This window comes from Paracoccus acridae (genome assembly GCF_014642735.1).
Classification (GTDB): domain Bacteria; phylum Pseudomonadota; class Alphaproteobacteria; order Rhodobacterales; family Rhodobacteraceae; genus Paracoccus; species Paracoccus acridae.
Map to the genome: position 1 here is coordinate 316,132 of NZ_BMIV01000001.1, position 24,109 is coordinate 340,240.

A 24,109-nucleotide genomic window follows, 5' to 3' on the forward strand; every position below is an offset into this window, starting at 1 on the left:
ATTCCGCCTGGTTTCGTGCATACAACAACTGTGCATTGTTAATTCATTCACAATTTCACCCGTAGGATGCACCCCGCTTAAAAAGGTGAAACCATGCCTAATCCCTTGCAAATGTCTGCCGTCCTGGTCTGCGCCGTCCTGGCTGGTTGCGCACAGACCCCGTCAAATCCCAAGAACAGTGGCGATGATCCCCATGCCATGCAACTGATGTCCGCGGGCCAGGCGACTTGCCTGGCGACCAGTCCCGGCCAGAACGACCATGGCGCGGCGGCCACCAACGCGCTGCGCAGCGCGGCCGGATTGCCCCCGGTAAGGCCCAATCCCGTCTTGGCCCGGGTCGCGGCCCAGCACGCCTGCGACATGGCGCAGCGTGGCCGCATGACCCATATCGGCAGCAGGACGGCCGGTCCAGGGCCGCGCGTCAAAGCGGCGGGCTATGCGCCCCGCATCACGGCGGAAAACATCGCGGCGGGGCCGTTCTCTCAGGAACGGGTTCTGGCGGAATGGAACGCGTCCAGCGGGCACCGGGCCAATATCCTGATCCCGCAGATGCGCGATTACGGCATCGGCCAGGCGATCGGGCCGGATGGCAAGACGCGGTTCTGGGCGGCGGTCTATGCCGCGCCGAAGTGATCAGGCCGGTTCGGGCAGGACCGGCATGTCCGTGAACTGCATCCGCGCCAGCCGGGCGTAAAGCCCGCCTTCGGCCACCAGGGCGTCATGGGTGCCCTGGGCGACGATGCGGCCCCCATCGAAGACAACGATGCGGTCGGCCTTCTTCACCGTGGCCAGCCGGTGCGCCACGACAACCGTGGTGCGGCCTTCGGACAGGCGGTTCACGGCGGCCTGCACCAGCGATTCCGATTCCGCATCCAGCGCGCTTGTGGCCTCGTCCAGCAGCAGGACCGGCGCGTCGCGCAGGATGGCGCGGGCGATGGCGATCCGCTGTCGCTGGCCGCCAGACAGCATGACCCCGCGTTCGCCCAGCGGGGTGTCGTAACCCTGCGGCAGGGCGGTGATGAAGTCATGGGCATGGGCCGCACGGGCGGCGGTCTCGACCTCGGACGCGGGGGCGTCGGGGCGGCCGAGGCGGATGTTTTCCAGCGCGGTCGTGGCGAAGATCACCGGATCCTGCGGCACCAGGGCCATGGCCTGCCGGAAATCCGCCCGCGCCATGTCGCGAAGGTCGATGCCGTCCAGCGTCACCCGCCCCGCAGCCGGATCCCAGAACCGCTGGATCAGCTGGATCACCGTGGTCTTGCCCGCACCCGATGGGCCGACCAGGGCCACCGTCTCGCCCGGCCGGATGGTCAGGCCAACCCCCTCCAAGGCCGAGACATCGGGCCGCGTGGGATAGCGGAAGCTGACGCCTTCCAGCGCGATATGGCCGCGCACGGGGCGTGGCAGGGGAAGGGGACGGGCGGGATCGGTCAACGCATCCTCGGCCGCAAGCAGTTCGCCCAGGCGTTCGGTCGCACCCGCCGCGCGCTGCAATTCGCCCCAGATTTCCGACAGCGCCCCGGTCGAACTGGCGACAAGGATCGCATAGATCACGAACTGCACCAGTTGCCCGGCGGTCATGACGCCGGTCTGGACGTCGCGCGCGCCGATCCACAGAACGCCGATCACGCCCGCGAAGATCAGGAAGATCACGATGGCCGTCATCACCGCCCGCGTGCGGATCCGCGTCAAGGCCACGCCGAAGGACCGTTCGGTCACGTCGTCGAAGCGGGCGATGCTGCGCCCTTCATGCGTATAGGCCTGCACCGTCTGCGCCGCCAGCAGGGTTTCCGACGCCGCGCCCGAGGATGCCGCGATCCAGTCCTGGTTGGCGCGCGACAGCCCGCGCAGCCTGCGGCCCAGCACGATGATCGGCACCAGGATCACCGGGATGATCAGCAGCACCAACCCCATCAGCTTCAACGAGGTGAAGGCCAGCATCCCAAGCCCGCCCGCCAGGATGATCATGTTGCGCAGGGCGATCGACAGGGACGACCCGATCACCGACTGGATCAGTGTGGTGTCGGTGGTGATGCGCGACAGGATTTCCCCGGTCATCACCCGTTCGAAGAAGCCCGGCGACAGGGTGACGACACGGGCGAAGACCGCCTTGCGGATATCGGCCACGACCCGTTCGCCCAGCCGGGTGACAAAGTAATACCGCGCCGCCGTGCCAAGCGCCAACGCCGCCACGATCAGCAGGGCTGCGCCGAAATATTCGTCCAGCAGTCCCGCCCCGTCGTCGAAATTGTCCACCACCCGGCGCGCGGCCAGCGGCAGGACCAGGCTGATGGCCGAGGTCGCGGCAAGCGCGATCAGCGCCAGCACCACCTGCAGGCGATAGGGCCGCAGGAACGGTCCCAAGGCACGCAGCGCACCCACGCGCTTGCTGGTGGGCCGGTCGTGAATGATTGTCGTGCCGCGTGCCATGTCTGCCTTGTCCGGTAGCTGTGCCCCCAGGGGTTTAGGGGCTGGCAGCCCTCAGGACAAGCGCGGGGCGCCGGGGATCAGACTTCCGTTCGCAAGCTGGTCCGCGATCCGGTCCACCGCCCCCGCCAGCTTTTCGTCGATGATGTGCAGGTATTGCGTCCAGTCCGACAGGGTCTGCAGTTCGGCCGCACCGTCCGAGATGCCGCGCAATCCGATCAGCGGCACCCCGAAATGCTGGGCCGCGCGCAGATGGGAAAAGGTTTCCATGTCCACCATGTCCTCGGCGATGTCGTCATAGGCCGCGCCGCTGACGATGTTGGCGCCGGTGGACAGGGTCGCGGCCGGAATCCCCTCGACCCGGTGGGGCAGGGCGACCCGGACCGGCAGATCCAGCAGCGGCGTGCGCCCCTTTTCGAAGCCCAGGGGCGATGCGTCCATGTCGCGATAGGCCACCACCGTGGCCTGGTAAACCTCGGCCTGTTCCAGCCGTGCCGATCCGGCCGATCCCAGCGACACGATCAGCCGGGGCAGGTCCGCCATCCCGGCCAGGGCGGCCGTCAGTTGCACGGCAGCCTCGACCGGGCCGATGCCGGTGATCAGGGGGTCGATCCGGGCGCGCAGGGCGGGGCCGTATTCGGCCTCGGCCGCCATGACGAACAGGACAGGGATATCCGCGATCAGGGTGGGGGACTTGGGCATGAAACCTCGTGGCGCTTGCCTTGGCAGGGGTGGCACGGGGCGGGGTCGCGGGTCAAGCATTGGCCCTTGCGGGGCCTTCGGCATCCGTGTCAGGTGCGGCCCATGGGAAAGGTCAGCGAACTTTATCGGCAGCGCGTGGCAGAAGGCCGGATCGAGCCGGATCCGGCGCAGCTTTCCGTTCTGCCGCATCTGGACCGCGTCCTGGACGACATCGCGGCCACGCCCGCGCCCGAAAAGCGGTCGGCCTGGCGCGTCTTCCTGGGCGTCGGCAGCCCCCCGCCCCCGGTCCCTGCGGCCAGGGGGCTTTACCTTTGGGGCGGTGTCGGGCGCGGCAAGTCGATGCTGATGGACCTGCTGGCCGAGGCCGCGACGGTGCCCGCCCGGCGCGTGCATTTCCACGAATTCATGCAGGAGATCCAGGCGGGCCTGAACCGCGCCCGCCAGCGGGGCGACCAGGACACCGTGCGTCCCGTCGCGCTTGAGGTCGCGGCTAAGGTCCGGCTTTTGTGCTTCGACGAGATGCAGATCACCGACATCGCCGACGCGATGATCGTCGGACGGCTGTTCCAGGTCCTGCTGGAACAGGGAGTGGTGATCGTCACGACATCCAACCGCGTGCCCGAGGATCTGTACAAGCACGGGCTGAACCGGCAGCTTTTCCTGCCCTTCATCGACCTGATCCGCCAGCGGCTTGAGGTCGTGTGCCTGGACAGCCCCGTGGACCACCGGCAGGGCCGGGCGACGGGCGGGCAGGTGTGGTTCTGCCCGGCCGATGCGTCGGCCAGGGCCGCGATGGACGCGATCTGGGACGACCTGACGGGCGGCGGCAAGGGCGAGGCCCGGCGGATCGAGGTCGGCGGGCGCAGCTTCACGCTGGAGGCCTTTGCTGACGGCGTGGGCCGGTCCAGCTTCTGGGATCTGTGCGGCAAGCCGTTGGGACCGGCGGATTACCTGGCGCTGTCGCGCGAGGTGCAGGTGCTGATGATCGACGGGATCCCGCGCCTGTCCGCGTCCAATTACAACGAGGCCAAGCGTTTCGTCACCCTGATCGACGCGATCTATGAAGCCAAGGTGCGGCTGGTCGCCAGTGCGGCGGACCAGCCGGAACAGCTTTACAACGAAGGCGAGGGCAGCTTCGAGTTCGAGCGCACCGCCAGTCGCCTGCGGGAAATGCAGGACGCGGGCTGGGGGCAGGGGGCCTAGGGCCTTCAGCCGTTTTCGCGCAGCACCCGGCCCGCGAGATAGAGCGATCCGCAGATCAGGATCCGCGCGTGTGGATCCTGCGCGGCGATGGCCGAAACGGCGGCCGCCGCATCTTCGGCCATACCCGCGATCATGCCGACGCTTGCCGCGACGCCCGCAGTGGTGGCAGCGGGCAAGGTGTTCGGCTCTCCGGGGATGTCGATGGCGGTCAGGGAACAGGCCTGCGCTGCCAAGGGGCGCAGATAGCCCGCGATGTCCTTGGTGTTCAGCATCCCGCAGACAAGATGCGTCGGGCGCGTGGGCAGGGCGGCAAGCGTGGCGGCAAGCGCCTCGCCCCCGGCCGGATTGTGGCCGCCGTCGAGCCACAGTTCGGCCTGCGGACCGGCCAGATCGACCAGCGGGCCGTGGCGCAGCCGCTGCATCCGGGCGGGCCATTCGGCCTGCGTGACCGCCACGCGGGCCTGGGCATCGGTGGCGCCCAGCTGGCGCAGCGCGGCAAGGGCGGTGCCGGCGTTCTGGATCTGGTGCGGGCCGATCAGGTTCGGCAACGGCAGATCCCACAGCCCGTGGTCGTCCTGATAGACCATGCCGCCCCGGTCCGGCGCGATCATCCAGTGCTGGCCATGGGCGAAGACCGGCGCGGTCAGGCCGGAGGCCCTGGCCTCGATCACGCGCAGGGCCTCGTCGTCCTGCGGGCCCACGACGACGGGAACGCCGCGCTTGATGATGCCCGCCTTTTCACCCGCGATCAGCGGCAGCGTGTCGCCCAGATATTGCGTGTGGTCGATGCTGACGGGGGTGATGACCGTCAGGCGGGGGGTGTCGATCACGTTGGTCGCGTCCAGCCTGCCGCCAAGGCCGACCTCGAGCAGGGTATAGTCCGCGGGGCTGCGGGAAAAGGCCAGGAAGGCCGCTGCCGTGGTGATCTCGAAGAAGGTGATGGGGTGGCCGTTGTTGGCGGCCTCGCATTCCTCCAGCGCGGCAGCCAGGTCTGCTTCCGCGATCAGATCGCCCGCCAGGCGGATGCGTTCATGGAAACGCGCTAGATGCGGCGAGGTATAGGCATGGACGCGGGCGCCCCCAGCCTGCAGCCCGGCCCGGATCATCGCCTGGGTGCTGCCTTTGCCGTTGGTGCCCGCGATGTGGATCACCGGCGGGATGCGGCGTTCTGGGTTGCCGAGCGCCGCCAGCAGCCGGTGCATCCGATCCAGCGACAGGTCGATGACCTTGGGATGCAGGGACATCAGGCGGTCCAGGATGGCGTCGGAATGGCTCATGGCAGATCAAGCCGGGGGCCAGCCCCCGGACCCCCGGGATATTTGGACACAGAAGATGGTCAGTCGGCGGGCGCGGGTTCCGGCTGGGCGGGTTCGACCGCAGGCGAAGGCAGGTCGGCGCGGGTCGGCGCGGACAAGCCCCCCACCATGCGCAGGATCGAGACCAGTTCGTCGCGCAGCTGCTTGCGGTGCGTCACCCGGTCCAGCATCCCGTGTTCCAGAAGGTACTCGGCGCGCTGGAAACCCTCGGGCAGTTTTTCGCGGATGGTTTGTTCGATCACGCGGGGACCGGCAAAGCAGATCAGGGCGTTGGGTTCGGCGATCTGGATGTCGCCCAGCATCGCATAGCTGGCGGTGACGCCGCCCGTGGTCGGGTGGGTCAGCACGACGATATAGGGCAGGCCCGCCTCGCGCAGCATTTCCACCGCGACGGTGGTGCGGGGCATCTGCATCAGGGACAGGATGCCTTCCTGCATCCGGGCGCCGCCTGCTGCGGAAAACAGCACCAGGGGACGCTTGGTCTTAACGGCCCGTTCCGCGGCGGCGATGATGGCGTTGCCCACATACATGCCCATCGACCCGCCCATGAAGCTGAAGTCCTGGGCTGCGGCGATGATGGGGGTGCGGCCGATCTCCCCCTCGGCGACCAGCATGGCCTCTTTCTCGCCGGTGGATTTCTGCGCGGCCTTCATGCGGTCGGGGTATTTCTTCTGGTCGCGGAACTGCAGCGGGTCGGCGATGGGTTCGGGAACCTTCACTTCCAGGAAGGCGCCGCCGTCGAACAGCGCGGTGAAGCGGTCGCGCGGGCTGATCGCCAGGTGGTGGTCGCAGCTGGTGCAGACGTTCAGGTTGTCCGACAGTTCGCGATGGAACAGCATCGTCCCGCATTCGGGGCATTTGGTCCACAGGTTCTCGGGCACCTCTCGGCGCGAGAACAGCGAATTGATGCGCGGACGGACGTAGTTGGTGATCCAGTTCATTCGCGGGCGGCCCCTGCTGTTTTCAAGCCCCCGAGATAGGCCGCGACGGGGGGAATTGCAATTGCCGTGGCGGGCGGGAATGATGCGCGGCATGTGGACCTCGTTCCTTGTCATGCTGCATACGACGGTCACGCTGGCCCTGATCGCGCGCGTCCTGATCCGCCCGCGGCTGGATCCCTCGGTCCGCCTGGCCTGGATCATGGTGATCGAGGCGCTGCCGGTCGTGGGCATCCTGTCCTATGTCCTGTTCGGAGAGGTGCGCCTGAACCAGGCCGAGGTGCAGCGCATGGCCGACGTGCGCGACAGGCTAACGAACCTGCGCATCCCGAACCCCGCCGTGATCGCCGAGCCCCCGCATTACGCGCTGCCGGTGGTGGCTGCGAATGCGGCCGTGGGGGGCATGTCGGCGCTGACCGGAAACCGCATCCGCCTGCTGGAGGAAGGCGATGAGGCCATCGACCGGATGATCGACGCCATCGACCGCGCCACGGATCACGTCCATATCCTGTTCTATATCTGGCTGCCCGACCATTCCGGGCAGAAGGTGGCCGAGGCCGTGGCCCGCGCCGCCAGCCGTGGGGTCGAGTGCCGGGTGATCGTCGATGCCCTTGGTTCGCGCCTGCTGGTCAGGTCCCCCCTGTGGATCCAGATGCAGGAAGCCGGGGCCGAATGCGTCACGGCCTTTCCCTGGGGCCTGCCCTTCATCAGCGTGCTGTTCCGCAGGCTGGATCTGCGCAACCACCGCAAGATCCTTGTCGTGGACAACCGCATGGCCTTTTCCGGCAGCCGCAACTGCGCCGACATGGCCTTCGCCATCAAGCCGCGCTTCGCGCCCTGGGTCGATATCGTGATGTCGGTCGAAGGCCCGGTCGTGCGGCAGTTCCAGTCGGTCTTCCTGGGCGACTGGATGAGCTATACCGGCAAGGATCTGGGCTATATGCTGCTGCCCGTCGAACCCGTCGCCGATCCGGGCGACATCGCCCAGGTCATTCCCACGGGACCGGACCGGCGGCAGGGCTCGATCTCCGACTGCCTGGCGGGGATGCTACACGCGGCGCGCGACCGGGTGGTCATCACGACCCCCTACTATGTCCCCGACACCGCCCTGGATGCCGCCGTGCGCGCCGCCGCCCGGCGCGGGGTCGAGGTCACGATGATCCTGCCCGCGCGCAACGATTCCATCGTGGTGGGCGCGACCAGCCAGGGGTTCTATTACGGGCTGCTGTCGGCAGGGGCGCGGATCATGCTGTTCCAGGACGGGTTGCTGCATTCCAAGATCATGACCGTCGATGGCCGCATGGGCATGGTCGGCAGCGCCAACCTGGACCGCCGCAGCTTCGAGTTGAACTACGAGGTGAACATGGCCGTCTTCGACCTCGAATTCATCGAGGAACTGGATGCGCGGCAGGACAGCTATGTCGAACGCTCGCGCGAGATCACGCTGGAGGAGGTTCGCAACTGGTCGGTCCTGCGCCGGTTGCGCAACAACCTGCTGGCCCTGGCATCGCCCTTGTTGTGAGGAAGAATGGAGCAAGACGACATCACCGCGCGCCTGTCCCGGCTGAACGGATGGACGCTTTCATCCGACGGACGCGCGATCACCCGGCGCTTCGACTTCAAGGGCTTCGCCAAGGCGGTCGAGATGGCGAACCTGGCGGCCTGGCTGGGCAACAAGCGGGGCCACCATCCCGATGTCGCCTTTGGCTGGGGCTATTGCCAGGTGTCCTTCACGACCCATGACGCGGGCGGCCTGACCGAGGCCGATTTCGCCTGCGCCGCGCGTCTGGACGAACTGGTTGCGTGACGCTTGTTCGCCTTCCGGTTGCGGTTTATTCAGGCGGCGCAAGGAAGGGGGCCGCGATGAAGCGTTTGTTGGAGATCCTGCAATCGGACCGAAGCCGCGTCGATTGGGCGCGTCTGGCCGATCGCCAGGACCGCAAGCCGCGCCCCGTCGATCCCGAATTGCGGGAACGCGCGCAGGCGCTGCATCGCCAGTTGGGGCGGTTCCTGCAAGCGTCGGACCCCTGGATGCTGCGCCCGGTCGGGGTGCCGGATGCGGATCTGCCGCCCGGCACGGACTGGCACTGGCGTCCCCGGCTGTTCATGGGCCGGATCAGCCCGCAGGCCATCGCCGCCCCCGGGAACGGCCACCGGCTGGGCGAGGATGCGGCCCTGTGGCACGACTGTGGTCACAAGGCATTGATCCTGCGGCAACGATCCCGTCCTCGGCCGGGGCAGGCGGCTTGTCATGGCCTGGTGATCGAGATGCTGGGCTTTTCCGGCAGCTTCCTGTCGCTGGCCCTGGACCTGCCGGCCGAGGCGCTGGACGGCCTGGCGGCCGAGCGGATCCTGCGGCTGGATACGGTGGTGGATGCGGAACGGCCGATCACCCTTTATGCCCGGATCAACCTGGTTCAGGGGCCGAACACCCAGACGGTGCTGCGCCAGCTTGGCCACCCGGTCGCGGGGCAGGGCGCGGCGCGGCAGGCGGAATTCGACCTGGCCTATGCCGACTTGGCCAACCGGCCGGTTGAACGGGCCTGGCTGGACCTGATCTTCGAGGCCCCGCGCATGAACGCCGTCACTGTCAACGATGCGGTCCTGTCGGGCCGCGCGCGTGCGCAGGCTTGAAGGGATGGGCATGACGTTCGAAAGCCATGGCGTATCGGCCGGATGCTGGACCGGCACGCTGCAATCCGACAGACGCCCTGCCTCCTTGTCCGTGACCCATCGGGGGGCGGTGGTGGTCCAGGCCGCCTTGCGCGAGGCAGGCCCCGGCGTCTGGGCGGTTTCGGCCGGCCTTCCGCCCTCGGTCATCGACAATGGCGTCCACAGCCTGTTGCTGGTGGTCGGGGACAGCGTGCTGGCCAGCCTGACCCTGGTCGCGGGAACGGTTGCGGGCGACGACCTGCTGGCCGAGGTGGCACAACTTCGTGCCGAACTGGACCTGCTGAAACGAGAGTTCCGCCGCCTTGCAACGGGCGGCTGAGGCGATGTCACGGGCCTGACACGCTTTCTTGCGAAAAGCCCCTGCCGTCTCTATATCGGCCGTTCCGCTTTCAGCCAAAGGTTCGCATGGCCGCGATGCAGACGCCCTTCTATCTGATCGACAAGCCGGCGCTTCGCCGCAACATGGAACAGATCGCCCGCCTGCGCGAGGCGTCGGGCGCCAAGGCGCTGCTGGCGCTGAAATGCTTTGCGACATGGTCGGTCTTCGACTTCATGCGCGACTACATGGACGGCACCACATCATCGTCGCTGTTCGAGCTGCGCCTGGGACGCGAGGAATTCGGCAAGGAAACCCACGCCTATTCCGTCGCCTGGGCCGATCACGAGATCGACGAGGCGGTGGGTTACGCCGACAAGATCATCTTCAACAGCCTGTCCCAGCTTGACCGCTTCGACAACAAGGCGGCGGGGATCGCGCGCGGGCTGCGCCTGAACCCGCGCTTTTCGACCAGCGGCTTCGATCTGGCCGACCCGGCGCGGCCCTTCAGCCGCCTGGGCGAATGGGATCTGTCGCGGCTGGAACAGGCGATGGACCGCATCAGCGGGGTGATGATCCATTACAACTGCGAAAACCGCGACTTCGACCTGTTCGACAGCCAGCTGACCCGGATCGAGACCGAGTTCGGCGAGATCCTGAAGCGCCTGGACTGGGTCAGCCTTGGCGGCGGCATCCATTTCACGGGCGAGGGCTATCCGATCGACCGGCTGGCCGACCGGCTGAAGGCCTTCCAGGACCGCTTCGGCGTCCAGGCCTATCTGGAACCGGGCGAGGCCAGCATCACCGGCACAACCTCGCTGGAGGTGAGCGTGCTGGACGTTATCGACAACGGCAAGCAGGTCGCCATCGTGGACAGCAGCATCGAGGCGCATATGCTGGATCTGCTGATCTATCGCGAAACGGCCAAGCTGCCGCAGTCGGGCGACCACGAATACCAAGTCGCGGGCAAGACCTGCCTTGCGGGCGACATCTTCGGCGATGCGCGCTTTCCGCAGCCCTTGCAGGTCGGCGACCGGATCAGCATCGCGGACGCGGCGGGCTATACCATGGTCAAGAAGAACTGGTTCAACGGCGTCGCCATGCCCGCCATCGCCATCAGGGAAGACGACGGCAGCATTCGCACCGTCCGCGAATTCCCCTATGAAGACTACAAGTCCAGCCTGTCCTAAGGCGCCCTCTCTGCAACCCCGGAAAGGATCCAGAATTGGCCAAGAAGAACGTCCTCATCATCGGCGCGGGTGGCGTCGCGCAAGTCGTGGCGCACAAGGTGGCGCAACAGGCTGCGGAATTCGGCGAGTTGCACATCGCCAACCGCACCCAGGCACGCGCTGACGCGATCATCCAGACCCTGCGCGACAAGGGCCACCAGATGCCCTTCACCAGCCATGCGCTGGACGCGATGGATGCGGGCGCGGTCGAGGCCCTGATCCGCAAGCTGGACGCAGGGATCGTCATCAATGTGGGGACGGCCTTCATCAACATGACCGTTCTGGAAGGCTGCATCCGCGCGGGCGCGGCCTATATCGACACGGCCATCCACGAGGATCCCGCCAAGATCTGCGAAACGCCGCCCTGGTACGGCAATTACGAATGGAAACGGCGCGAGGATGTGGCGGCGGCCGGGATCACCGCGATCCTGGGCGCGGGCTTCGATCCGGGCGTGGTCAACGCCTATGCCCGCCTGGCCGAGGATGAATATTTCGACAAGATCGACAGCATCGACATCGTGGACATCAACGCCGGTTCCCATGGCCGCTGGTTCGCCACGAACTTCGACCCCGAGATCAACTTCCGCGAATTCACCGGCGTGGTCTATTCCTGGCAGGGCGGCGAATGGCGCACCAACCAGATGTTCGAGGTCGGCCGCGAATGGGACCTGCCGGTCGTCGGCAAGCAGAAGGCCTATCTGTCGGGCCATGACGAGGTTCACAGCCTGTCCGCCCGATACAAGGACGCGGACGTGCGCTTCTGGATGGGTTTCGGCGACCACTATATCAACGTCTTCACGGTGCTGAAGAACCTGGGCCTTCTGTCCGAACAGCCGGTGAAAACCGCCGAGGGGCAGGAGGTCGTGCCCTTGAAGGTCGTCAAGGCCGTGCTGCCCGACCCGGCCAGCCTTGCCCCCGACTATACCGGCAAGACCTGCATCGGCGATCTGGTCAAGGGCAGCCTGGACGGCAAGCCGGGCGAGGTCTTCATCTACAACGTCGCCGACCACAAGGAAGCCTTCAACGAAGTCGGCAGCCAGGGCATCAGCTATACCGCCGGCGTCCCCCCGGTAGCGGCGGCGGTGCTGGTCGCCCGCGGCATCTGGGACGTGAAGAAGATGGTCAATGTCGAGGATTTGCCGGCACGGCCTTTCCTTGAACTGCTGGGGCAGATGGGCCTGCCCACGCGGGTAATCGACGCCACCGGCGACCACCCGATCTGACGCGACTGCCCGACCGGCATCCACGGCGGCCCGGAACGTCCGGGCCGCCGCTTGCGTTCGAACCCGGCATGGATTCAGGGGGGCGCATTGGCCGACAAGCGATACAGCTTCCCGCGTTTCGGCGCGGATGGCAGCGGCGCCAGCGAACGCGCGGCGAACTGGGCGGTCATCGGAATCTTCCTGATCCTCGCCTTTGCCGCCATCGCGGCGGGCCGCGACTTCCTGATGCCGGTCACGCTGGCGGTCCTGCTGTTCTTCGTCTTCACGCCATTGCGGCGCCTGGCCCGGCGGCGCGGCATCCCGGACTGGCTGACCGCGACAGGTGTCACGCTGGGGCTTGTGATGGCGGTCGCGCTGATCGCCTATGCCGCCAGCGGGCCGATCAGCCAGGCTACCCATAACCTGCCCATGATCAGCACCCGGCTGGAACACAAGTTCGAGGAGGTGCGCGCCTCGATCGAGGATTTGCAGAAGGCAGCCGAGAAGATCGACGAGGTCCAAAGCGGCGGCAGCGATGCCGGCGCCACCATCACCGTCGAACAGGAAACCGACAGCACCCTGAAATCGCTAATCAAGTTCACGCCGACCATTGCCGGGCAGGTGGTGTTCACGCTGGTCCTGCTGTTCTTCATGCTGGGGTCGGGCGATCTTCTGTATCTCAAGATCGTGCAAAGCTTCGATTCCATGTCCGAAAAGCGAAGCGCCTATCTGGCCCTGCGCCAGATCGAGGATTCGCTGGGCAACTACCTGGGCGCGATCACCATCATCAACGCGGGCCTGGGCCTAGCCATCGGACTGGCGATGTTCGCCTGGGGAATGCCCGGCGCGCTGCTGTTCGGCCTGGGCGCCTTTGTGCTGAATTTCATCCCCTATCTGGGGGCGATCGCCGGCGTCGCCACGGCGGGGCTTGTCGCCCTTGTGGTGATGCCCGGGGTCTTCTGGCCGATGATGGTGGCGGGAACATACATGATGCTGACCGCGCTGGAAGGGCAGGTGATCACGCCCTATTTCGTGTCGCGCCGGTTGCAGATGAACACGGTGGTGGTGTTCCTGGCCGTCGCGCTGTGGGCCTGGCTGTGGTCGGTGATCGGCATGATCATCGCGGTCCCCGTGCTGGTCGTCATGCGGGTGCTGGCCGACTATGTGCCGGGCTGGGAAAAGTTCGGGAATTTCCTGGCGGGCGAGGATCCCCCCGCCATCGAGGACGAGGACGAGGAAGAAGCCCGAGAGATCGTCGAGGCCGGTTCCGGGGCCGAGGACGAGGCTTCCGCACGGGCCGTGACCGCCGAAGTGGTCGAGGACAACGAGACCGTCTAAGACGTCCCCGGACTTTTTCCGAAACACAGAAAAACTTTTCACGCATCTTGGAAAGCGGGCCTTCATGGCGTAAATGACGGCAAAGTGCGCAATGGTATACCGTTGCCCGACGTGGAAGGAGAGCGCGATGACCGACACCCGTTACACCCAAAGGCATGGCCTGGACGTGGCCGAGGAACTGGCCGCCTTCGTGGAAGGCCGCGTGCTGCCCGGCACGGGCGTCGATGCGGACCGCTTCTGGTCGGGCTATGCCGGGTTGCTGGCGGAATTCTCGGCCGAGAACCGTGCGCTGCTGCAGCGTCGCGCGGAATTGCAGTCCCAGATCGACGCCTGGCACAAGGCGCGCGGCAACCAGCCCTGGGACACGGCGGCCTATCGCGCCTTCCTGACGGAAATCGGCTATCTCGTCCCCGAACCCGCGCCCTTCGCCATCGACAACGGCCGGATCGACCCGGAAATCGCGCAGGTCGCCGGGCCGCAACTGGTCGTGCCGGTCAGCAATGCCCGCTTCGCGCTGAACGCCGCCAATGCCCGCTGGGGATCGCTTTACGACGCGCTTTACGGGTCGGACGTGATGGGACCGCCGCCTGCGCCGGGTCCGCTGGATCCGGCCCGCCGCGACGCCGTGGTGGCGCGTGCCGCACAGTTTCTGGACGAGACCTTCCCCCTGACCACCGGCAGCCATGCCGAGGTGTCGGGCTATCGCGCCGATGCCGAAGGGCTGAAGGCCACGATCGAATGGTCCGAGGTGACGCTGCGCGATCCGTCTGCCTTTGTCGGTCGCCGGGTCGAGGGCGGGGACACCGCCCTGGTCCTGCGCCACAACGGGCTGCATGTCGAACTGGTCATCAATCCCGATCATCCCATCGGCGCCGCGTCCCCGTCGGGACTGCGCGACGTCATCATGGAAGCCGCGCTGACCGCCATCCAGGATTGTGAGGACAGCGTGGCCGCCGTGGATGCCGAGGACAAGGTCGGCGTTTATGCCAACTGGCTGGGCCTGATGAAGGGCGACCTGACCGATACCTTCGAAAAGGGCGGCAAGCAGATGACCCGCCGCCTTGCCGGGGATCGCGATGTCACGCGCCCCGACGGCAGCACCATCACCCTGCCGGGTCGCGCGCTGCTGCTGGTGCGCAACGTGGGCCTGCTGATGACGACCGACGCGGTTCGCCTGGACGGGCAGGACACGCCGGAAGGGCTGATGGATGCGATGGTCACGGTGGCCTGTTCGCTCCACGACCTGAAGAAGTCCGACGGGCCGCGCAACAGCCGCGTGGGGTCGATCTATGTGGTCAAGCCCAAGATGCACGGCCCGGACGAGGCCGCCTTCGCCGACCGCACCTTTGCCAGGGTCGAGGAAATCCTGGGCCTGCCCGCCAACACCGTGAAGTTGGGCCTGATGGACGAGGAACGCCGCACAAGCGCCAACCTTGCCGCGACCATCCATGCCCTGCGCAACCGGCTGTTCTTCGTCAACACCGGGTTCCTGGACCGCACCGGGGACGAGATCCACACGTCCATGCAGGCGGGCGCCTTTGCAGGCCGCGACGCCGCGCGGAAATCGGGCTGGCTCAAGGCCTATGAGGATCGCAACGTGCTGATCGGCCTGAACGCCGGGCTGCGCGGCAAGGCCCAGATCGGCAAGGGCATGTGGGCCAAGCCCGACGCCCTGGCCGAGATGCTGGAGGCCAAGATCGGCCACCCCCGCGCGGGTGCGAACACCGCCTGGGTGCCCAGCCCCACGGCGGCGACGCTGCACGCGCTGCATTACCACATGGTCGATGTGGCCGCGCGCCAGGACGAACTGGCAGGCCAGCCGGTGCCGGATCTGGATGTGCTGCTGACCCCGGCGCTGATGGGCGATGCGCCCTTGTCGCAGGATGCGATCCTGCGCGAACTGGACAACAGCGCCCAGGGCATCCTGGGCTATGTGGTCCGCTGGGTCGATCAGGGCGTCGGCTGTTCCAAGGTTCCCGACATCGACGACGTGCCGATGATGGAGGACCGCGCCACCTGCCGCATCAGCGCGCAACTGCTGGCGAACTGGCTGGAACAGCGGCTGATCACCCGCGACCAGGTCGAGGACGCGTTGCGCCGCATGGCGCTGAAGGTGGACGAACAGAACGCGGGCGATCCGAACTATCACCCGATGGCCCCCAGCTTCGACGGCCCCGCCTTCGAGGCCGCGCGGGATCTGGTGCTGACGGGGACGACGCAGCCCTCGGGCTATACCGAACCCGCGCTGCACGCGCGGCGCCGGCAGGCCAAGGCGCTGCGGGCTAGCCCCGCGTCGTCATCCATACGCCGGCCAGCGTGACGCCAAGGCCCGCGAACATGGCAGTGGTCAGGGGTTCTGAAAACAGCGCCCATGACCAAAGCATGGTGACCGGCGGGCTGAGATAGATGGCGGCGCTGACCCTGGCCACCGGGAACAGGCGCAGCATGGTGTAATAAACGCCGTAAGCTGCGAAGGTGCCCAGAACCACCAGCCAGGCCATGCCGATGGCGAAATCCCGCGTCATCGGCGGGGCCAGGTCGCCCTGCCATGCCGCGCAAAGGCCGAACAGCGCCGCCCCGGTCAGGGAATGGATGCACAGGCTTTGATGCACCGGCAGGCGCAGGCCCGGCCGCTTCCTGTGCAGCACCGTGGCCAGGGCGAAGACCAGCGTCGATCCCACCGTCAGGGCATAGGCCCAGGGCGGGGCAGTCCCCAGCCCCAGGCTGTCGAAGGACACGATGAACACCCCCAGGACCGCAAGACCGGTGCCTTGCCATTGCCGCGCGCTGAGCCTTTCGCCCAGGACCGGCTGAGACAGCACGGCGACGGCCAGCGGCAGCAGGTCGGAGATCAGCGCGACAAGTCCCGTCGGCACCCGCTGCCCGATCGCCAGGGCGAAGCCGCCCAGGTAGAGAAAGACGGACATCACCCCGAACAGCATCTGGTCCAGGATCTGACGCGGCCGCAGCCTGGGCCCGACGATCAGCGCGAAGGGCAGCAGGATCAGGCCCGACAGCAGCGTGCGCCAGAACAGCAGCAGGGCGATGCTCGCTTCCTCGCTGGCGAAGCGGATGCCGACGAAGCCCGAACTCCAGCTGATCACCAGAAGCGTGGCCATGACCGGCCAGAGAAGCGGGTGCCGCGAAACGGGCAGGGAAGGCGCGGTGAGGGTCATGGAGCGATCCTTTGGCAGGGTGTCGTCCTGCCTTGGTAGGTTGCACCTTTCGGGAAAGCACATGACAAATTTCGATCATGTCATGATGTCAGATTTTTCCATGGCATGGTCGGAAGTCTTTTAAGCTATGATATGCTGGAGTTGCCGAACCATATTCGCGGAAACGTCATGACCGATCTCAACGGCCGCCGTCTGGAAATTGATGCCCTGCGCGCCCTGCAGGCCGTCCGCCATCACGGCGGCGTCACCCGCGCGGCCGAGGCGCTTGGCCTGTCGCAATCGGCCGTCAGCCACAAGATCAGGCGGCTGGAAACAAGCCTTGGCTGCGATCTGCTGAACCGCAAGCCGGGCGCGGCCGTCTTTACCACTGCCGGAGAGGATCTGCTGGACTATGCCGCCCGCATCCTTGGCCTGCATGACGAGGCGCTGCTTTCGCTGTCCAGAACCCCCCTCTCCGGGCGCATCACCCTGGGCATGACCGAGGATACGGCCTGTTCCGATCTGGCGCGCATCCTGGGCCGGTTCCGCCGCCTGCACCCGGACGTGACCGTCCGCAGCAAGGTCCGCATGAGCCTGGTCCAGCAGGCCATGCTGGATGCCGGTGAACTGGACGCCGCCATCGTGCAGGTCTTCGCGCATGATCTGCGGGCCAGCGACGTGGTGCTGTTTCGCGAAAGGCTGAACTGGGTCAAGGCGCCGGATCTGGTGCTGCCCGCCGAGGGCCCGATCCCGTTCGTGTCCTTCGACGAACAGTGCTTTTATCGCCGCTGGGCGTCCGGCGTCGGCCAGGGGTCCGAGGACATGCTGGAGACGGTCTTCGAATGTGCCAGCGCGGCGGGGGTGGTGGCGGCGGTCACCGCGGGCATGGGCATGGGCCTGTTGAACGACCGGCACCTGCGCCCCGAGATGGAGGTGGTCAGGGGCCGTCTGCCCGATCCGCCGGATCTGGCCTATGTCATCCGGCGCGCGCGCAAGACCCGCAACCCCGCGCTGGATACGCTTGTGGCCGAGATCGAGCGCGAGATTGGCCGCTATGGCGGGCTGATGCTGGCGGGCTGAAACAGGGGATCACCCCTGCTTCTGGAATTCCAGTTGCCGCGCCGCCCACAGCGCCACTGCCGTGGCGACGGCGCCCGACAGCAGGTAAAGCCCCGCCGCGAACAAGCCCAGCGTCGTGGACAGGAACAGCGCCGTCAGGGGCGCCAGCCCGGCGCCGAACAGCCAGCCCAGAGCGGATGCAAAGGCCGAATCCGTGTAACGGTTGCGGCTGTTGAACATCGACGCCACCGCGCCCGACGACAGGCCGAAGCTGATCCCCAGGACCAGGAAGCCCAGGATCATATAGGCGGAAACGCCGGTCTTGCCGCCACTCAGCAGCAGGGGGGCCATCAGGCTGAAGACGCCGATGCCAAGCGATCCCCACAGCAGCACCCGCCGCCGTCCGAACCGGTCCGACAGCCAGCCCGACACCAGCACCGAGACCAGGCCGAAGGCCGCGCTGAGGGCCGTCAGGTTCAGGAAGAAGGTCAGCGTCTCGTCGGTATACAGAAACACCCAGGACAGCGGGAACACCGTCACCATGTGGAACATCGCAAAGCTTGCCAGCGGCACGAAGGACGCAAGCCAGATCGCCCGCCAGTCGGATTTAAAGGTCGTGCGGATGCGGGTCGGCTGCAACTCGCGCGTTTCGAACGCTTCCTGGAACTCGGGCGAGGCGACGATCCGCAACCGGGCGAACAGCGCCACCACGTTGACCGAGAAGGCCACGAAGAACGGATAGCGCCAGCCGAAATCCAGGAAATCCTCGGCCGAGAGGGTCGAGACCAGATAGGAGAACAGCAGCGCCGCCACGATCAGCCCGATCGGCGCGCCCAGTTGCGGCACCATGGCATAGAAGCCGCGCTTTTCCCTGGGCGCGCTCAGCGCCAGCAGCGAGGAAAGCCCGTCCCAGCTTCCGCCGATGGCAAGGCCCTGGCCGATGCGCAGCACCGCCATGATGATGATCGCCCATTCGCCCAGCACCGCATAGGACGGCACCAGCCCCATGGCGACCGTGGAGGTGCCCAGCAGGAACAGGGCCAGCGTCAGCTTGGCGACACGCCCCTGCTTGCGGTCGATATACATGAAGATCGCCGTGCCGATGGGACGGGCGACAAAGGCCAGCAGCACCAGCATGAAGGACAGCAGCGTCCCCGTCAGCGGATCGACGAAGGGAAACAGCCGCGCCGGGAACACGATGACCGAGGCGATGGCGAAGACGAAGAAGTCGAAGAATTCCGAGGTCCGCCCGATCACCACGCCCACCGCGATGTCCGAGGGCGAGACATGGATGTCGTCGGCGTCCTTGCCGGGGCTGCGACGGTCATGGGTTTCGGCAGATGTCGCCATTGCGTGAACCACTTTGGATTGGGCCAGAAGGCATGAAGGGCAAAGGCAGGCGGAATCCTAGCGGGATTCGCCCTTGGTCGGGACGATCAATGCTACAAAATGCCGGGGATGGACACGCGACAAATTGTCTTATGTTTGATCCAGATCAATGAACTTATCTCAGCCGCAACTTCAGGGCGTCGTCGTCCGAACGGCGCGCGATTCGCGCGGGTCCAACGGGGTCATCACCACATGACACATTTCTTCAAACGTCTTTCCTGGCTTGCACCGCTGCCGCTGCTGGCGGGGTGCGAGGCGGTCGTGCTGCGGCCATCGGGCGACATCGCGGCGCGGCAGGCGGAACTGCTGGTGCAATCGACGCTGCTGATGCTGATCATCATCGTGCCGGTGATGGCGCTGACGGTGTGGTTCGCCTGGCGTTACCGGGCGTCGAACCGGCAGGCGACCTACAATCCCGACTGGGACCATTCGACCAAGCTGGAACTGGTGATCTGGGCCATCCCGCTGCTGATCATCGTCTGCCTGGGCGCGCTGACCTGGGTCGGCACGCATCTGCTGGATCCCTATCGCCCGCTGGACCGGATCGACGCGCAAACCCCGGTCAGCAACCAGCAGCCCCTGCAGGTGCAGGTCGTGGCGATGGACTGGAAATGGCTGTTCATCTATCCCGAACAGGGGGTGGCGTCGGTCAACGAACTGGCGGTGCCGGTGGACCGGCCGGTCCAGTTCACGCTGACCGCGACCTCGGTGATGAACGCCTTCTATATCCCGGCCATGGCGGGGATGATCTATGCCATGCCTGGAATGCAGACCACGCTGCACGGCGTCTTCAACGAGGCGGGCGAATACCAGGGGCTGGCCTCGCATTATTCGGGCCACGGCTTTTCGGGGATGCGGTTCAAGGCCCATGCGCTTGACGGCGCGGGCTTCGACAGCTGGGTGGCGCAGGCGGCCGACAGCGGCGAGACGCTGGACCGCGCCCGCTATCTGGAACTGGAAAAGCCCAGCGAGAATGTCGCGCCCATGGCCTTTGCCCCCGTCGATCCCCAGCTTTTCAGCCGTGTCGTGAACATGTGCGTGGAAGATGGCCGCATGTGCATGGCCGAGATGATGGCCTATGACGCGCAGGGCGGGCTGGGCCTGCCGGGCATCGCCAACGTCACCGTTCTGGCCGAAGCCGGACGCGGCACGCCGCGCCCCGTCCTGGGCCTGCCGCCCTTCCAGGTCACCGGCATCTGCACCGTCGAGGAACTGGACCGGATGCTGGCAAGCGCCGCCCCCGCCGAAAGCACGCCGCGCGACATGTCGCCCCTGCGCGGCCGGGCGCTGGAGGCGCCGCAGGGCATCCTGGGCCGCAACCTGATCCCGAACCGCCTGACCCAAACGACGCCGCCGGCCGGCGCCGACCAGAATCTGTAGAGGCCGAAGATGGCAGTCCCTTCCAATATCGAGACAACCTTCCTGCTGGGCCGCCTGGACTGGAACGCGATCCCGCAGGATCCGATCGTCTGGGCCACCGGCGTGGTCGTCGTCATCGGCGGCGCCGGGCTGTTGTGGATGCTGCACAAGTACCGGCTGTGGTCATACCTGTGGCACGAATGGTTCACGACGGTCGATCACAAGAAGATCGGCATCATGTATGTCGTGCTGGCCCTGGTCATGTTCGTGCGCGGTTTCGCCGACGCGATCATGATGCGGCTTCAGCAGGCCATCGCCTTTGGCGGGTCCGAGGGCTACCTGAACTCGCACCACTACGACCAGATCTTCTCGGCCCACGGGGTCATCATGATCTTCTTCGTGGCGATGCCCTTCGTCACGGGGCTGATGAACTATGTCGTGCCCTTGCAGATCGGCGCGCGGGACGTGTCCTTCCCGTTCCTGAACAACCTGTCCTTCTGGATGACAGTCGGCGGTGCGGTGCTGACCATGGCGTCGCTGTTCGTGGGGGAATTCGCGCAGACCGGCTGGCTGGCCTTCCCGCCGCTGTCGGGCCTGGGGTCCAGCCCCTATGTGGGCGTGGACTATTACATCTGGGGCCTTCAGGTCGCCGGGGTGGGGACCACGCTGTCGGGGATCAACCTGCTGGTGACCATCATCAAGATGCGCGCGCCGGGCATGACCATGATGCGGATGCCGATCTTCACCTGGACCTCGCTTTGCACGAACATCCTGATCGTGGCGTCCTTCCCGGTGCTGACGGCCACGCTGGTCCTTCTGACGCTGGACCGCTATGTCGGCACGAACTTCTTCACCAACGATCTTGGCGGCAACGCCATGATGTATGTGAACCTGATCTGGATCTGGGGCCACCCCGAGGTCTATATCCTGATCCTGCCCCTGTTTGGCGTCTATTCCGAGGTGGTGGCGACCTTCACCGGCAAGCGGCTGTTCGGCTATACCTCGATGGTCTATGCGACGGTCTGCATCACCATCCTGTCCTATCTGGTCTGGCTGCACCACTTCTTCACGATGGGGTCTGGGGCGTCCGTGAACTCGTTCTTCGGGATCACCACCATGATCATCTCGGTGCCCACGGGCGCCAAGATCTTCAACTGGCTGTTCACCATGTATCGCAGCCGCATCCGGTTCGAATTGCCGATGATGTGGACCATCGCCTTCATGCTGACCTTCGTGATCGGCGGCATGACGGGTGTGCTGCTGGCCGTGCCGCCCGCCGACTTCGTGTTGCACAACTCGCTGTTCCTGGTGGCGCATTTCCACAACGTCATCATCGGCGGCGTGCTGTTCGGGCTGTTCGCGGCGGTCTATTACTGGTGGCCCAAGGCCTTCGGCTTCCGGCTGGATCCTTGGTGGGGCAAGGTCAGCTTCTGGTTCTGGGTCGTGGGCTTCTGGGTCGCCTTCGCGCCGCTCTACATCCTGGGGCTGATGGGCGTGACGCGGCGGGTGCGGGTTTTCGACGATCCCAGCCTGCAGATCTGGTTCGTGATCGCGGCCTTTGGCGCCGTCCTGATCGCCATCGGCATCGCCGCGATGTTCATCCAGTTCGGCGTCTCCATCGCGCGCCGCGACCAGTTGCGCGACGAGACGGGCGATCCCTGGGACGGGCGCACGCTGGAATGGGCGACATCCTCGCCCCCGCCCGCTTATAACTTCGCCTTCACGCCGGTCAGCCACGGGCTGGACACCTGGTGGGACATGAAGCGTTACGGCCAGACCCGGCCGCGCGCGACCTATGTGCCCATCCACATGCCCCGGAACACCGGGACGGGCGTCATCATCGCGGGCCTGTCCACGATCTGCGGCTTTGCCCTGGTCTGGTATATCTGGTGGCTGGCGGCGCTGTCCTTCGCGGGCATCGTGATCGCCTCGATCATCCATACCTTCAACTATGCCCGCGACTACCACATCCCGGCCGAGGAGGTCCGCGCCACGGAAGATGCGCGCGACCGCCAGCTGGCAAGCGCAGGGGTCTGATCCATGAACACAGCCACCCAAGCCCCGGGCGACTTCTGGGAGGTCGAGCCGCACCACCACCACGAGGGCGCGTCCACAAGCATCGGCTTCTGGATCTACCTGATGAGCGACTGCCTGATGTTCGCGGTCCTCTTCGCGGTCTTCGGGGTCCTGGGCGGCAGCTATGCCGCCGGTCCGGGGCCCAAGGACCTGTTCGACCTGGAACTGGTGGCGCTGAACACGGCCTTCCTGCTGCTGTCCTCGATCACCTATGGCTTCGCCATGCTGGCGATGGTCAAGGAAAACACCCGTGGCACGCTGATGTGGCTGGGGATCACGCTGGTCTTCGGGCTGCTGTTCCTGGCCGTCGAGATCTATGAGTTCCAGCACCTGATCCACCTGGGCGCGGGGCCGCAGCGCTCGGCCTTCCTTTCGGCCTTCTTCGCGCTTGTGGGCACCCACGGGCTGCACGTGGCATTTGGCTGCCTGTGGCTGGTCACGCTGATGATCCAGATCCGCCAGCGCGGGCTGATCCCGGCCAACCGCCGCCGGCTGGCCTGCCTGTCGATGTTCTGGCACTTCCTGGACGTGATCTGGATCGGCGTCTTCACCTTCGTTTATCTGCTGGGGATGATCTGATGGCCTCGATTGAAGCCCAGGGCGACAAGCACCGCGCCGAACGCCACGCCGAACGGCATGGCGACCATCACGACGACGGCCACGATCATGGCAGCGTCCGGTCCTATCTGACGGGCTTCGTGCTGTCGGTGATCCTGACCGCGATCCCCTTCGCCATCGTCATGGCCGGCGGCTTTGAAAGCCGCTTCCTGACCGCCGCCGTGGTGGTGGGCATGGCGATCGTGCAGATCCTGGTCCACATGGTCTATTTCCTGCATATGAACACGCGCAGCGACGAAGGCTGGACCATGATGGCGCTGATCTTCACCGTCGTGATCCTGGTCATCGTCCTGGCCGGGTCGCTGTGGGTCATGTTCAACATGAACACGAACATGATGCCCCAGATGAACCACGAGGCCCTGGGACTGGGATCGTGACCGCCCGCCGCCGCCCCGTCGCCCTGCTGGTCGCGGCGGGGATCGTCTTCCTGGTCCTGATGGGCCTGGGCATCTGGCAGGTGCAGCGGCTGGCCTGGAAGACCGACCTGATCGCCCGCGTGGACGCGCGGGTGGCGGCGGCCCCGGTTCCGGCGCCGCCGCCTGCCGAATGGGCGGGGCTGACGGCCGAAGGTGCCGAATACCGCCGCGTCAGCGTCGGGGGCGAATACCGGCCCGACAGCGACGTGCTGGTGCAGGCGGTGACGGAACGGGGGCCGGGCTTCTGGGTGATGACGCCGCTTGTCACCGAAGACGGCTGGACGGTGCTGGTCAATCGCGGCTTCGTCGCCGCCGACCGCCGCGACGACCGCCCGCTACCGCAGGGTCCGCAAGGTGTAACAGGGCTGTTACGCCTGTCGCAACCCGACGGTGCCTTCCTGCGCGCCAACGACCCGGATGCGGGCCGCTGGTATTCCCGCGACACCCAGGCGATTGCAGCGACGCTGGGCCTGCCCGATGTCGCGCCCTATTTCATTGACGCCGACCGCGCGAGCGATGCCCAACCCATCGGCGGACTGACCGTGATCGCCTTCCGCAATTCCCACCTGACCTATGCCTTGACCTGGTTCGCGATGGCGGGCGGGTTGCTGGTCCTGGTGGCCTATGCGCTGCGGCGCTAGGCGTTTTCCGACCAAAGTGGCAGGGGAAATCCCGCATTAGCACTGGATCGCG

At 66.3% G+C, this 24,109-nt stretch carries 22 protein-coding genes; 16 read left to right on the forward strand and 6 right to left on the reverse strand.

Annotated elements, in window-relative coordinates:
• Positions 1–198 precede the first annotated feature (198 nt).
• Complete coding sequence (locus IEX25_RS01625; protein WP_188713758.1) at positions 199–633, forward strand: CAP domain-containing protein; 435 nt, start codon at positions 199–201, stop codon at positions 631–633.
• Here the strand turns inward: IEX25_RS01625 and IEX25_RS01630 are convergent, their stop codons facing one another.
• Together IEX25_RS01630 and IEX25_RS01635 are read right to left on the reverse strand one after the other, a co-directional pair.
• Positions 634–2,430: an ABC transporter transmembrane domain-containing protein gene (locus IEX25_RS01630; RefSeq protein ID WP_188713759.1), complete on the reverse strand. Its 1,797-nt coding sequence runs from the start codon at positions 2,428–2,430 to the stop codon at positions 634–636. It lies immediately after the preceding gene.
• Between the two features lie 51 nt (positions 2,431–2,481).
• Positions 2,482–3,129, reverse strand: a complete 648-nt coding sequence (locus IEX25_RS01635) for a 5'-methylthioadenosine/S-adenosylhomocysteine nucleosidase (protein WP_188713760.1) — start codon at positions 3,127–3,129, stop codon at positions 2,482–2,484.
• Between the two features lie 102 nt (positions 3,130–3,231).
• Here IEX25_RS01635 and zapE point away from each other — a divergent pair, with 102 nt between their 5' ends.
• Complete coding sequence (gene zapE / locus IEX25_RS01640; RefSeq protein ID WP_188713761.1) at positions 3,232–4,332, forward strand: cell division protein ZapE; 1,101 nt, start codon at positions 3,232–3,234, stop codon at positions 4,330–4,332.
• Positions 4,333–4,337: 5 nt separating this feature from the next.
• Here zapE and IEX25_RS01645 read toward each other — a convergent pair whose 3' ends face one another.
• Positions 4,338–5,609, reverse strand: a complete 1,272-nt coding sequence (locus IEX25_RS01645; protein WP_188713762.1) for a bifunctional folylpolyglutamate synthase/dihydrofolate synthase — start codon at positions 5,607–5,609, stop codon at positions 4,338–4,340.
• Between the two features lie 59 nt (positions 5,610–5,668).
• Positions 5,669–6,589 carry an acetyl-CoA carboxylase, carboxyltransferase subunit beta gene (accD, locus tag IEX25_RS01650; protein WP_103171783.1) on the reverse strand — a complete coding sequence of 307 codons (921 nt, stop codon included), beginning with the start codon at positions 6,587–6,589 and terminating at the stop codon, positions 5,669–5,671.
• Between the two features lie 91 nt (positions 6,590–6,680).
• On the opposite strand from accD, the gene cls reads away from it, so the two are divergent.
• From cls to IEX25_RS01690, 8 genes are all read left to right on the forward strand, one after another.
• On the forward strand, positions 6,681–8,108 hold the full coding sequence (gene cls, locus IEX25_RS01655) for a cardiolipin synthase (protein WP_188713763.1): 1,428 nt from the start codon (positions 6,681–6,683) through the stop codon (positions 8,106–8,108).
• Between the two features lie 6 nt (positions 8,109–8,114).
• A complete protein-coding gene (locus IEX25_RS01660; RefSeq protein ID WP_188713764.1) occupies positions 8,115–8,393 on the forward strand; it encodes a 4a-hydroxytetrahydrobiopterin dehydratase in 279 nt (92 codons plus the stop codon).
• A 56-nt stretch (positions 8,394–8,449) separates the two neighbouring features.
• Complete coding sequence (locus tag IEX25_RS01665; RefSeq protein WP_188713765.1) at positions 8,450–9,220, forward strand: DUF6478 family protein; 771 nt, start codon at positions 8,450–8,452, stop codon at positions 9,218–9,220.
• Positions 9,221–9,230: 10 nt separating this feature from the next.
• A complete protein-coding gene (locus IEX25_RS01670; RefSeq protein ID WP_188713766.1) occupies positions 9,231–9,578 on the forward strand; it encodes a hypothetical protein in 348 nt (115 codons plus the stop codon).
• Between the two features lie 86 nt (positions 9,579–9,664).
• On the forward strand, positions 9,665–10,765 hold the full coding sequence (nspC, locus tag IEX25_RS01675; protein ID WP_188713767.1) for a carboxynorspermidine decarboxylase: 1,101 nt from the start codon (positions 9,665–9,667) through the stop codon (positions 10,763–10,765).
• A 35-nt stretch (positions 10,766–10,800) separates the two neighbouring features.
• Entirely contained in the window at positions 10,801–12,027 is a 1,227-nt protein-coding gene (locus IEX25_RS01680; RefSeq protein ID WP_188713768.1) for a saccharopine dehydrogenase family protein, read from the forward strand.
• Positions 12,028–12,114: 87 nt separating this feature from the next.
• Positions 12,115–13,344, forward strand: a complete 1,230-nt coding sequence (locus IEX25_RS01685) for an AI-2E family transporter (RefSeq protein WP_188713769.1) — start codon at positions 12,115–12,117, stop codon at positions 13,342–13,344.
• 127 nt (positions 13,345–13,471) lie between these two features.
• On the forward strand, positions 13,472–15,664 hold the full coding sequence (locus IEX25_RS01690) for a malate synthase G (protein WP_188713770.1): 2,193 nt from the start codon (positions 13,472–13,474) through the stop codon (positions 15,662–15,664).
• Here the strand turns inward: IEX25_RS01690 and IEX25_RS01695 are convergent.
• Positions 15,627–16,520, reverse strand: coding sequence for a DMT family transporter (locus IEX25_RS01695; protein ID WP_188713771.1), 894 nt, complete (start codon positions 16,518–16,520; stop codon positions 15,627–15,629). The genes IEX25_RS01690 and IEX25_RS01695 overlap by 38 nt on opposite strands.
• 168 nt (positions 16,521–16,688) lie before the next feature.
• Here IEX25_RS01695 and IEX25_RS01700 point away from each other — a divergent pair, with 168 nt between their 5' ends.
• Positions 16,689–17,579 carry a LysR family transcriptional regulator gene (locus IEX25_RS01700; protein ID WP_188713772.1) on the forward strand — a complete coding sequence of 297 codons (891 nt, stop codon included), beginning with the start codon at positions 16,689–16,691 and terminating at the stop codon, positions 17,577–17,579.
• A gap of 9 nt (positions 17,580–17,588) precedes the next feature.
• On the opposite strand, the gene IEX25_RS01705 is transcribed toward IEX25_RS01700, so the two are convergent.
• Positions 17,589–18,908, reverse strand: coding sequence for an MFS transporter (locus IEX25_RS01705; protein ID WP_103171771.1), 1,320 nt, complete (start codon positions 18,906–18,908; stop codon positions 17,589–17,591).
• Between the two features lie 231 nt (positions 18,909–19,139).
• Between IEX25_RS01705 and cyoA the strand changes: the two genes are divergently transcribed.
• From cyoA to IEX25_RS01730, 5 genes are read left to right on the forward strand one after another with little or no spacing between them, the layout of a single operon-like run.
• Positions 19,140–20,327, forward strand: a complete 1,188-nt coding sequence (cyoA, locus tag IEX25_RS01710) for a ubiquinol oxidase subunit II (protein ID WP_188713773.1) — start codon at positions 19,140–19,142, stop codon at positions 20,325–20,327.
• 9 nt (positions 20,328–20,336) lie between these two features.
• Entirely contained in the window at positions 20,337–22,343 is a 2,007-nt protein-coding gene (gene cyoB, locus IEX25_RS01715) for a cytochrome o ubiquinol oxidase subunit I (RefSeq protein ID WP_188713774.1), read from the forward strand.
• A gap of 3 nt (positions 22,344–22,346) precedes the next feature.
• The gene (gene cyoC, locus IEX25_RS01720; RefSeq protein ID WP_188713775.1) at positions 22,347–22,961 is read left to right on the forward strand and encodes a cytochrome o ubiquinol oxidase subunit III; all 615 of its coding nucleotides are present in this window, start codon (positions 22,347–22,349) and stop codon (positions 22,959–22,961) included.
• Entirely contained in the window at positions 22,961–23,377 is a 417-nt protein-coding gene (locus tag IEX25_RS01725) for a cytochrome o ubiquinol oxidase subunit IV (RefSeq protein WP_103171767.1), read from the forward strand. The genes cyoC and IEX25_RS01725 overlap by 1 nt, the downstream gene beginning before the upstream one ends.
• Positions 23,374–24,057 carry an SURF1 family protein gene (locus tag IEX25_RS01730; RefSeq protein WP_229664990.1) on the forward strand — a complete coding sequence of 228 codons (684 nt, stop codon included), beginning with the start codon at positions 23,374–23,376 and terminating at the stop codon, positions 24,055–24,057. The genes IEX25_RS01725 and IEX25_RS01730 overlap by 4 nt, the downstream gene beginning before the upstream one ends.
• The last annotated feature ends 52 nt before the right edge of the window (positions 24,058–24,109 follow it).

What these genes read in the sequence shown, in the direction of transcription:
- cls (WP_188713763.1), top strand. Translation starts at nt 6,681, where the DNA reads ATGTGGACCTCGTTCCTTGTCATGCTGCATACGACGGTCACGCTGGCC.
- IEX25_RS01705 (WP_103171771.1), bottom strand. Translation starts at nt 18,908, where the DNA reads ATGGCGACATCTGCCGAAACCCATGACCGTCGCAGCCCCGGCAAGGAC.
- IEX25_RS01660 (WP_188713764.1), top strand. Translation starts at nt 8,115, where the DNA reads ATGGAGCAAGACGACATCACCGCGCGCCTGTCCCGGCTGAACGGATGG.
- nspC (WP_188713767.1), top strand. Translation starts at nt 9,665, where the DNA reads ATGGCCGCGATGCAGACGCCCTTCTATCTGATCGACAAGCCGGCGCTT.
- cyoB (WP_188713774.1), top strand. Translation starts at nt 20,337, where the DNA reads ATGGCAGTCCCTTCCAATATCGAGACAACCTTCCTGCTGGGCCGCCTG.
- IEX25_RS01725 (WP_103171767.1), top strand. Translation starts at nt 22,961, where the DNA reads ATGGCCTCGATTGAAGCCCAGGGCGACAAGCACCGCGCCGAACGCCAC.
- cyoC (WP_188713775.1), top strand. Translation starts at nt 22,347, where the DNA reads ATGAACACAGCCACCCAAGCCCCGGGCGACTTCTGGGAGGTCGAGCCG.
- IEX25_RS01700 (WP_188713772.1), top strand. Translation starts at nt 16,689, where the DNA reads ATGACCGATCTCAACGGCCGCCGTCTGGAAATTGATGCCCTGCGCGCC.
- IEX25_RS01670 (WP_188713766.1), top strand. Translation starts at nt 9,231, where the DNA reads ATGACGTTCGAAAGCCATGGCGTATCGGCCGGATGCTGGACCGGCACG.
- IEX25_RS01630 (WP_188713759.1), bottom strand. Translation starts at nt 2,430, where the DNA reads ATGGCACGCGGCACGACAATCATTCACGACCGGCCCACCAGCAAGCGC.
- cyoA (WP_188713773.1), top strand. Translation starts at nt 19,140, where the DNA reads ATGACACATTTCTTCAAACGTCTTTCCTGGCTTGCACCGCTGCCGCTG.
- IEX25_RS01690 (WP_188713770.1), top strand. Translation starts at nt 13,472, where the DNA reads ATGACCGACACCCGTTACACCCAAAGGCATGGCCTGGACGTGGCCGAG.
- IEX25_RS01695 (WP_188713771.1), bottom strand. Translation starts at nt 16,520, where the DNA reads ATGACCCTCACCGCGCCTTCCCTGCCCGTTTCGCGGCACCCGCTTCTC.
- IEX25_RS01625 (WP_188713758.1), top strand. Translation starts at nt 199, where the DNA reads ATGCAACTGATGTCCGCGGGCCAGGCGACTTGCCTGGCGACCAGTCCC.
- IEX25_RS01645 (WP_188713762.1), bottom strand. Translation starts at nt 5,609, where the DNA reads ATGAGCCATTCCGACGCCATCCTGGACCGCCTGATGTCCCTGCATCCC.
- accD (WP_103171783.1), bottom strand. Translation starts at nt 6,589, where the DNA reads ATGAACTGGATCACCAACTACGTCCGTCCGCGCATCAATTCGCTGTTC.
- zapE (WP_188713761.1), top strand. Translation starts at nt 3,232, where the DNA reads ATGGGAAAGGTCAGCGAACTTTATCGGCAGCGCGTGGCAGAAGGCCGG.
- IEX25_RS01665 (WP_188713765.1), top strand. Translation starts at nt 8,450, where the DNA reads ATGAAGCGTTTGTTGGAGATCCTGCAATCGGACCGAAGCCGCGTCGAT.
- IEX25_RS01635 (WP_188713760.1), bottom strand. Translation starts at nt 3,129, where the DNA reads ATGCCCAAGTCCCCCACCCTGATCGCGGATATCCCTGTCCTGTTCGTC.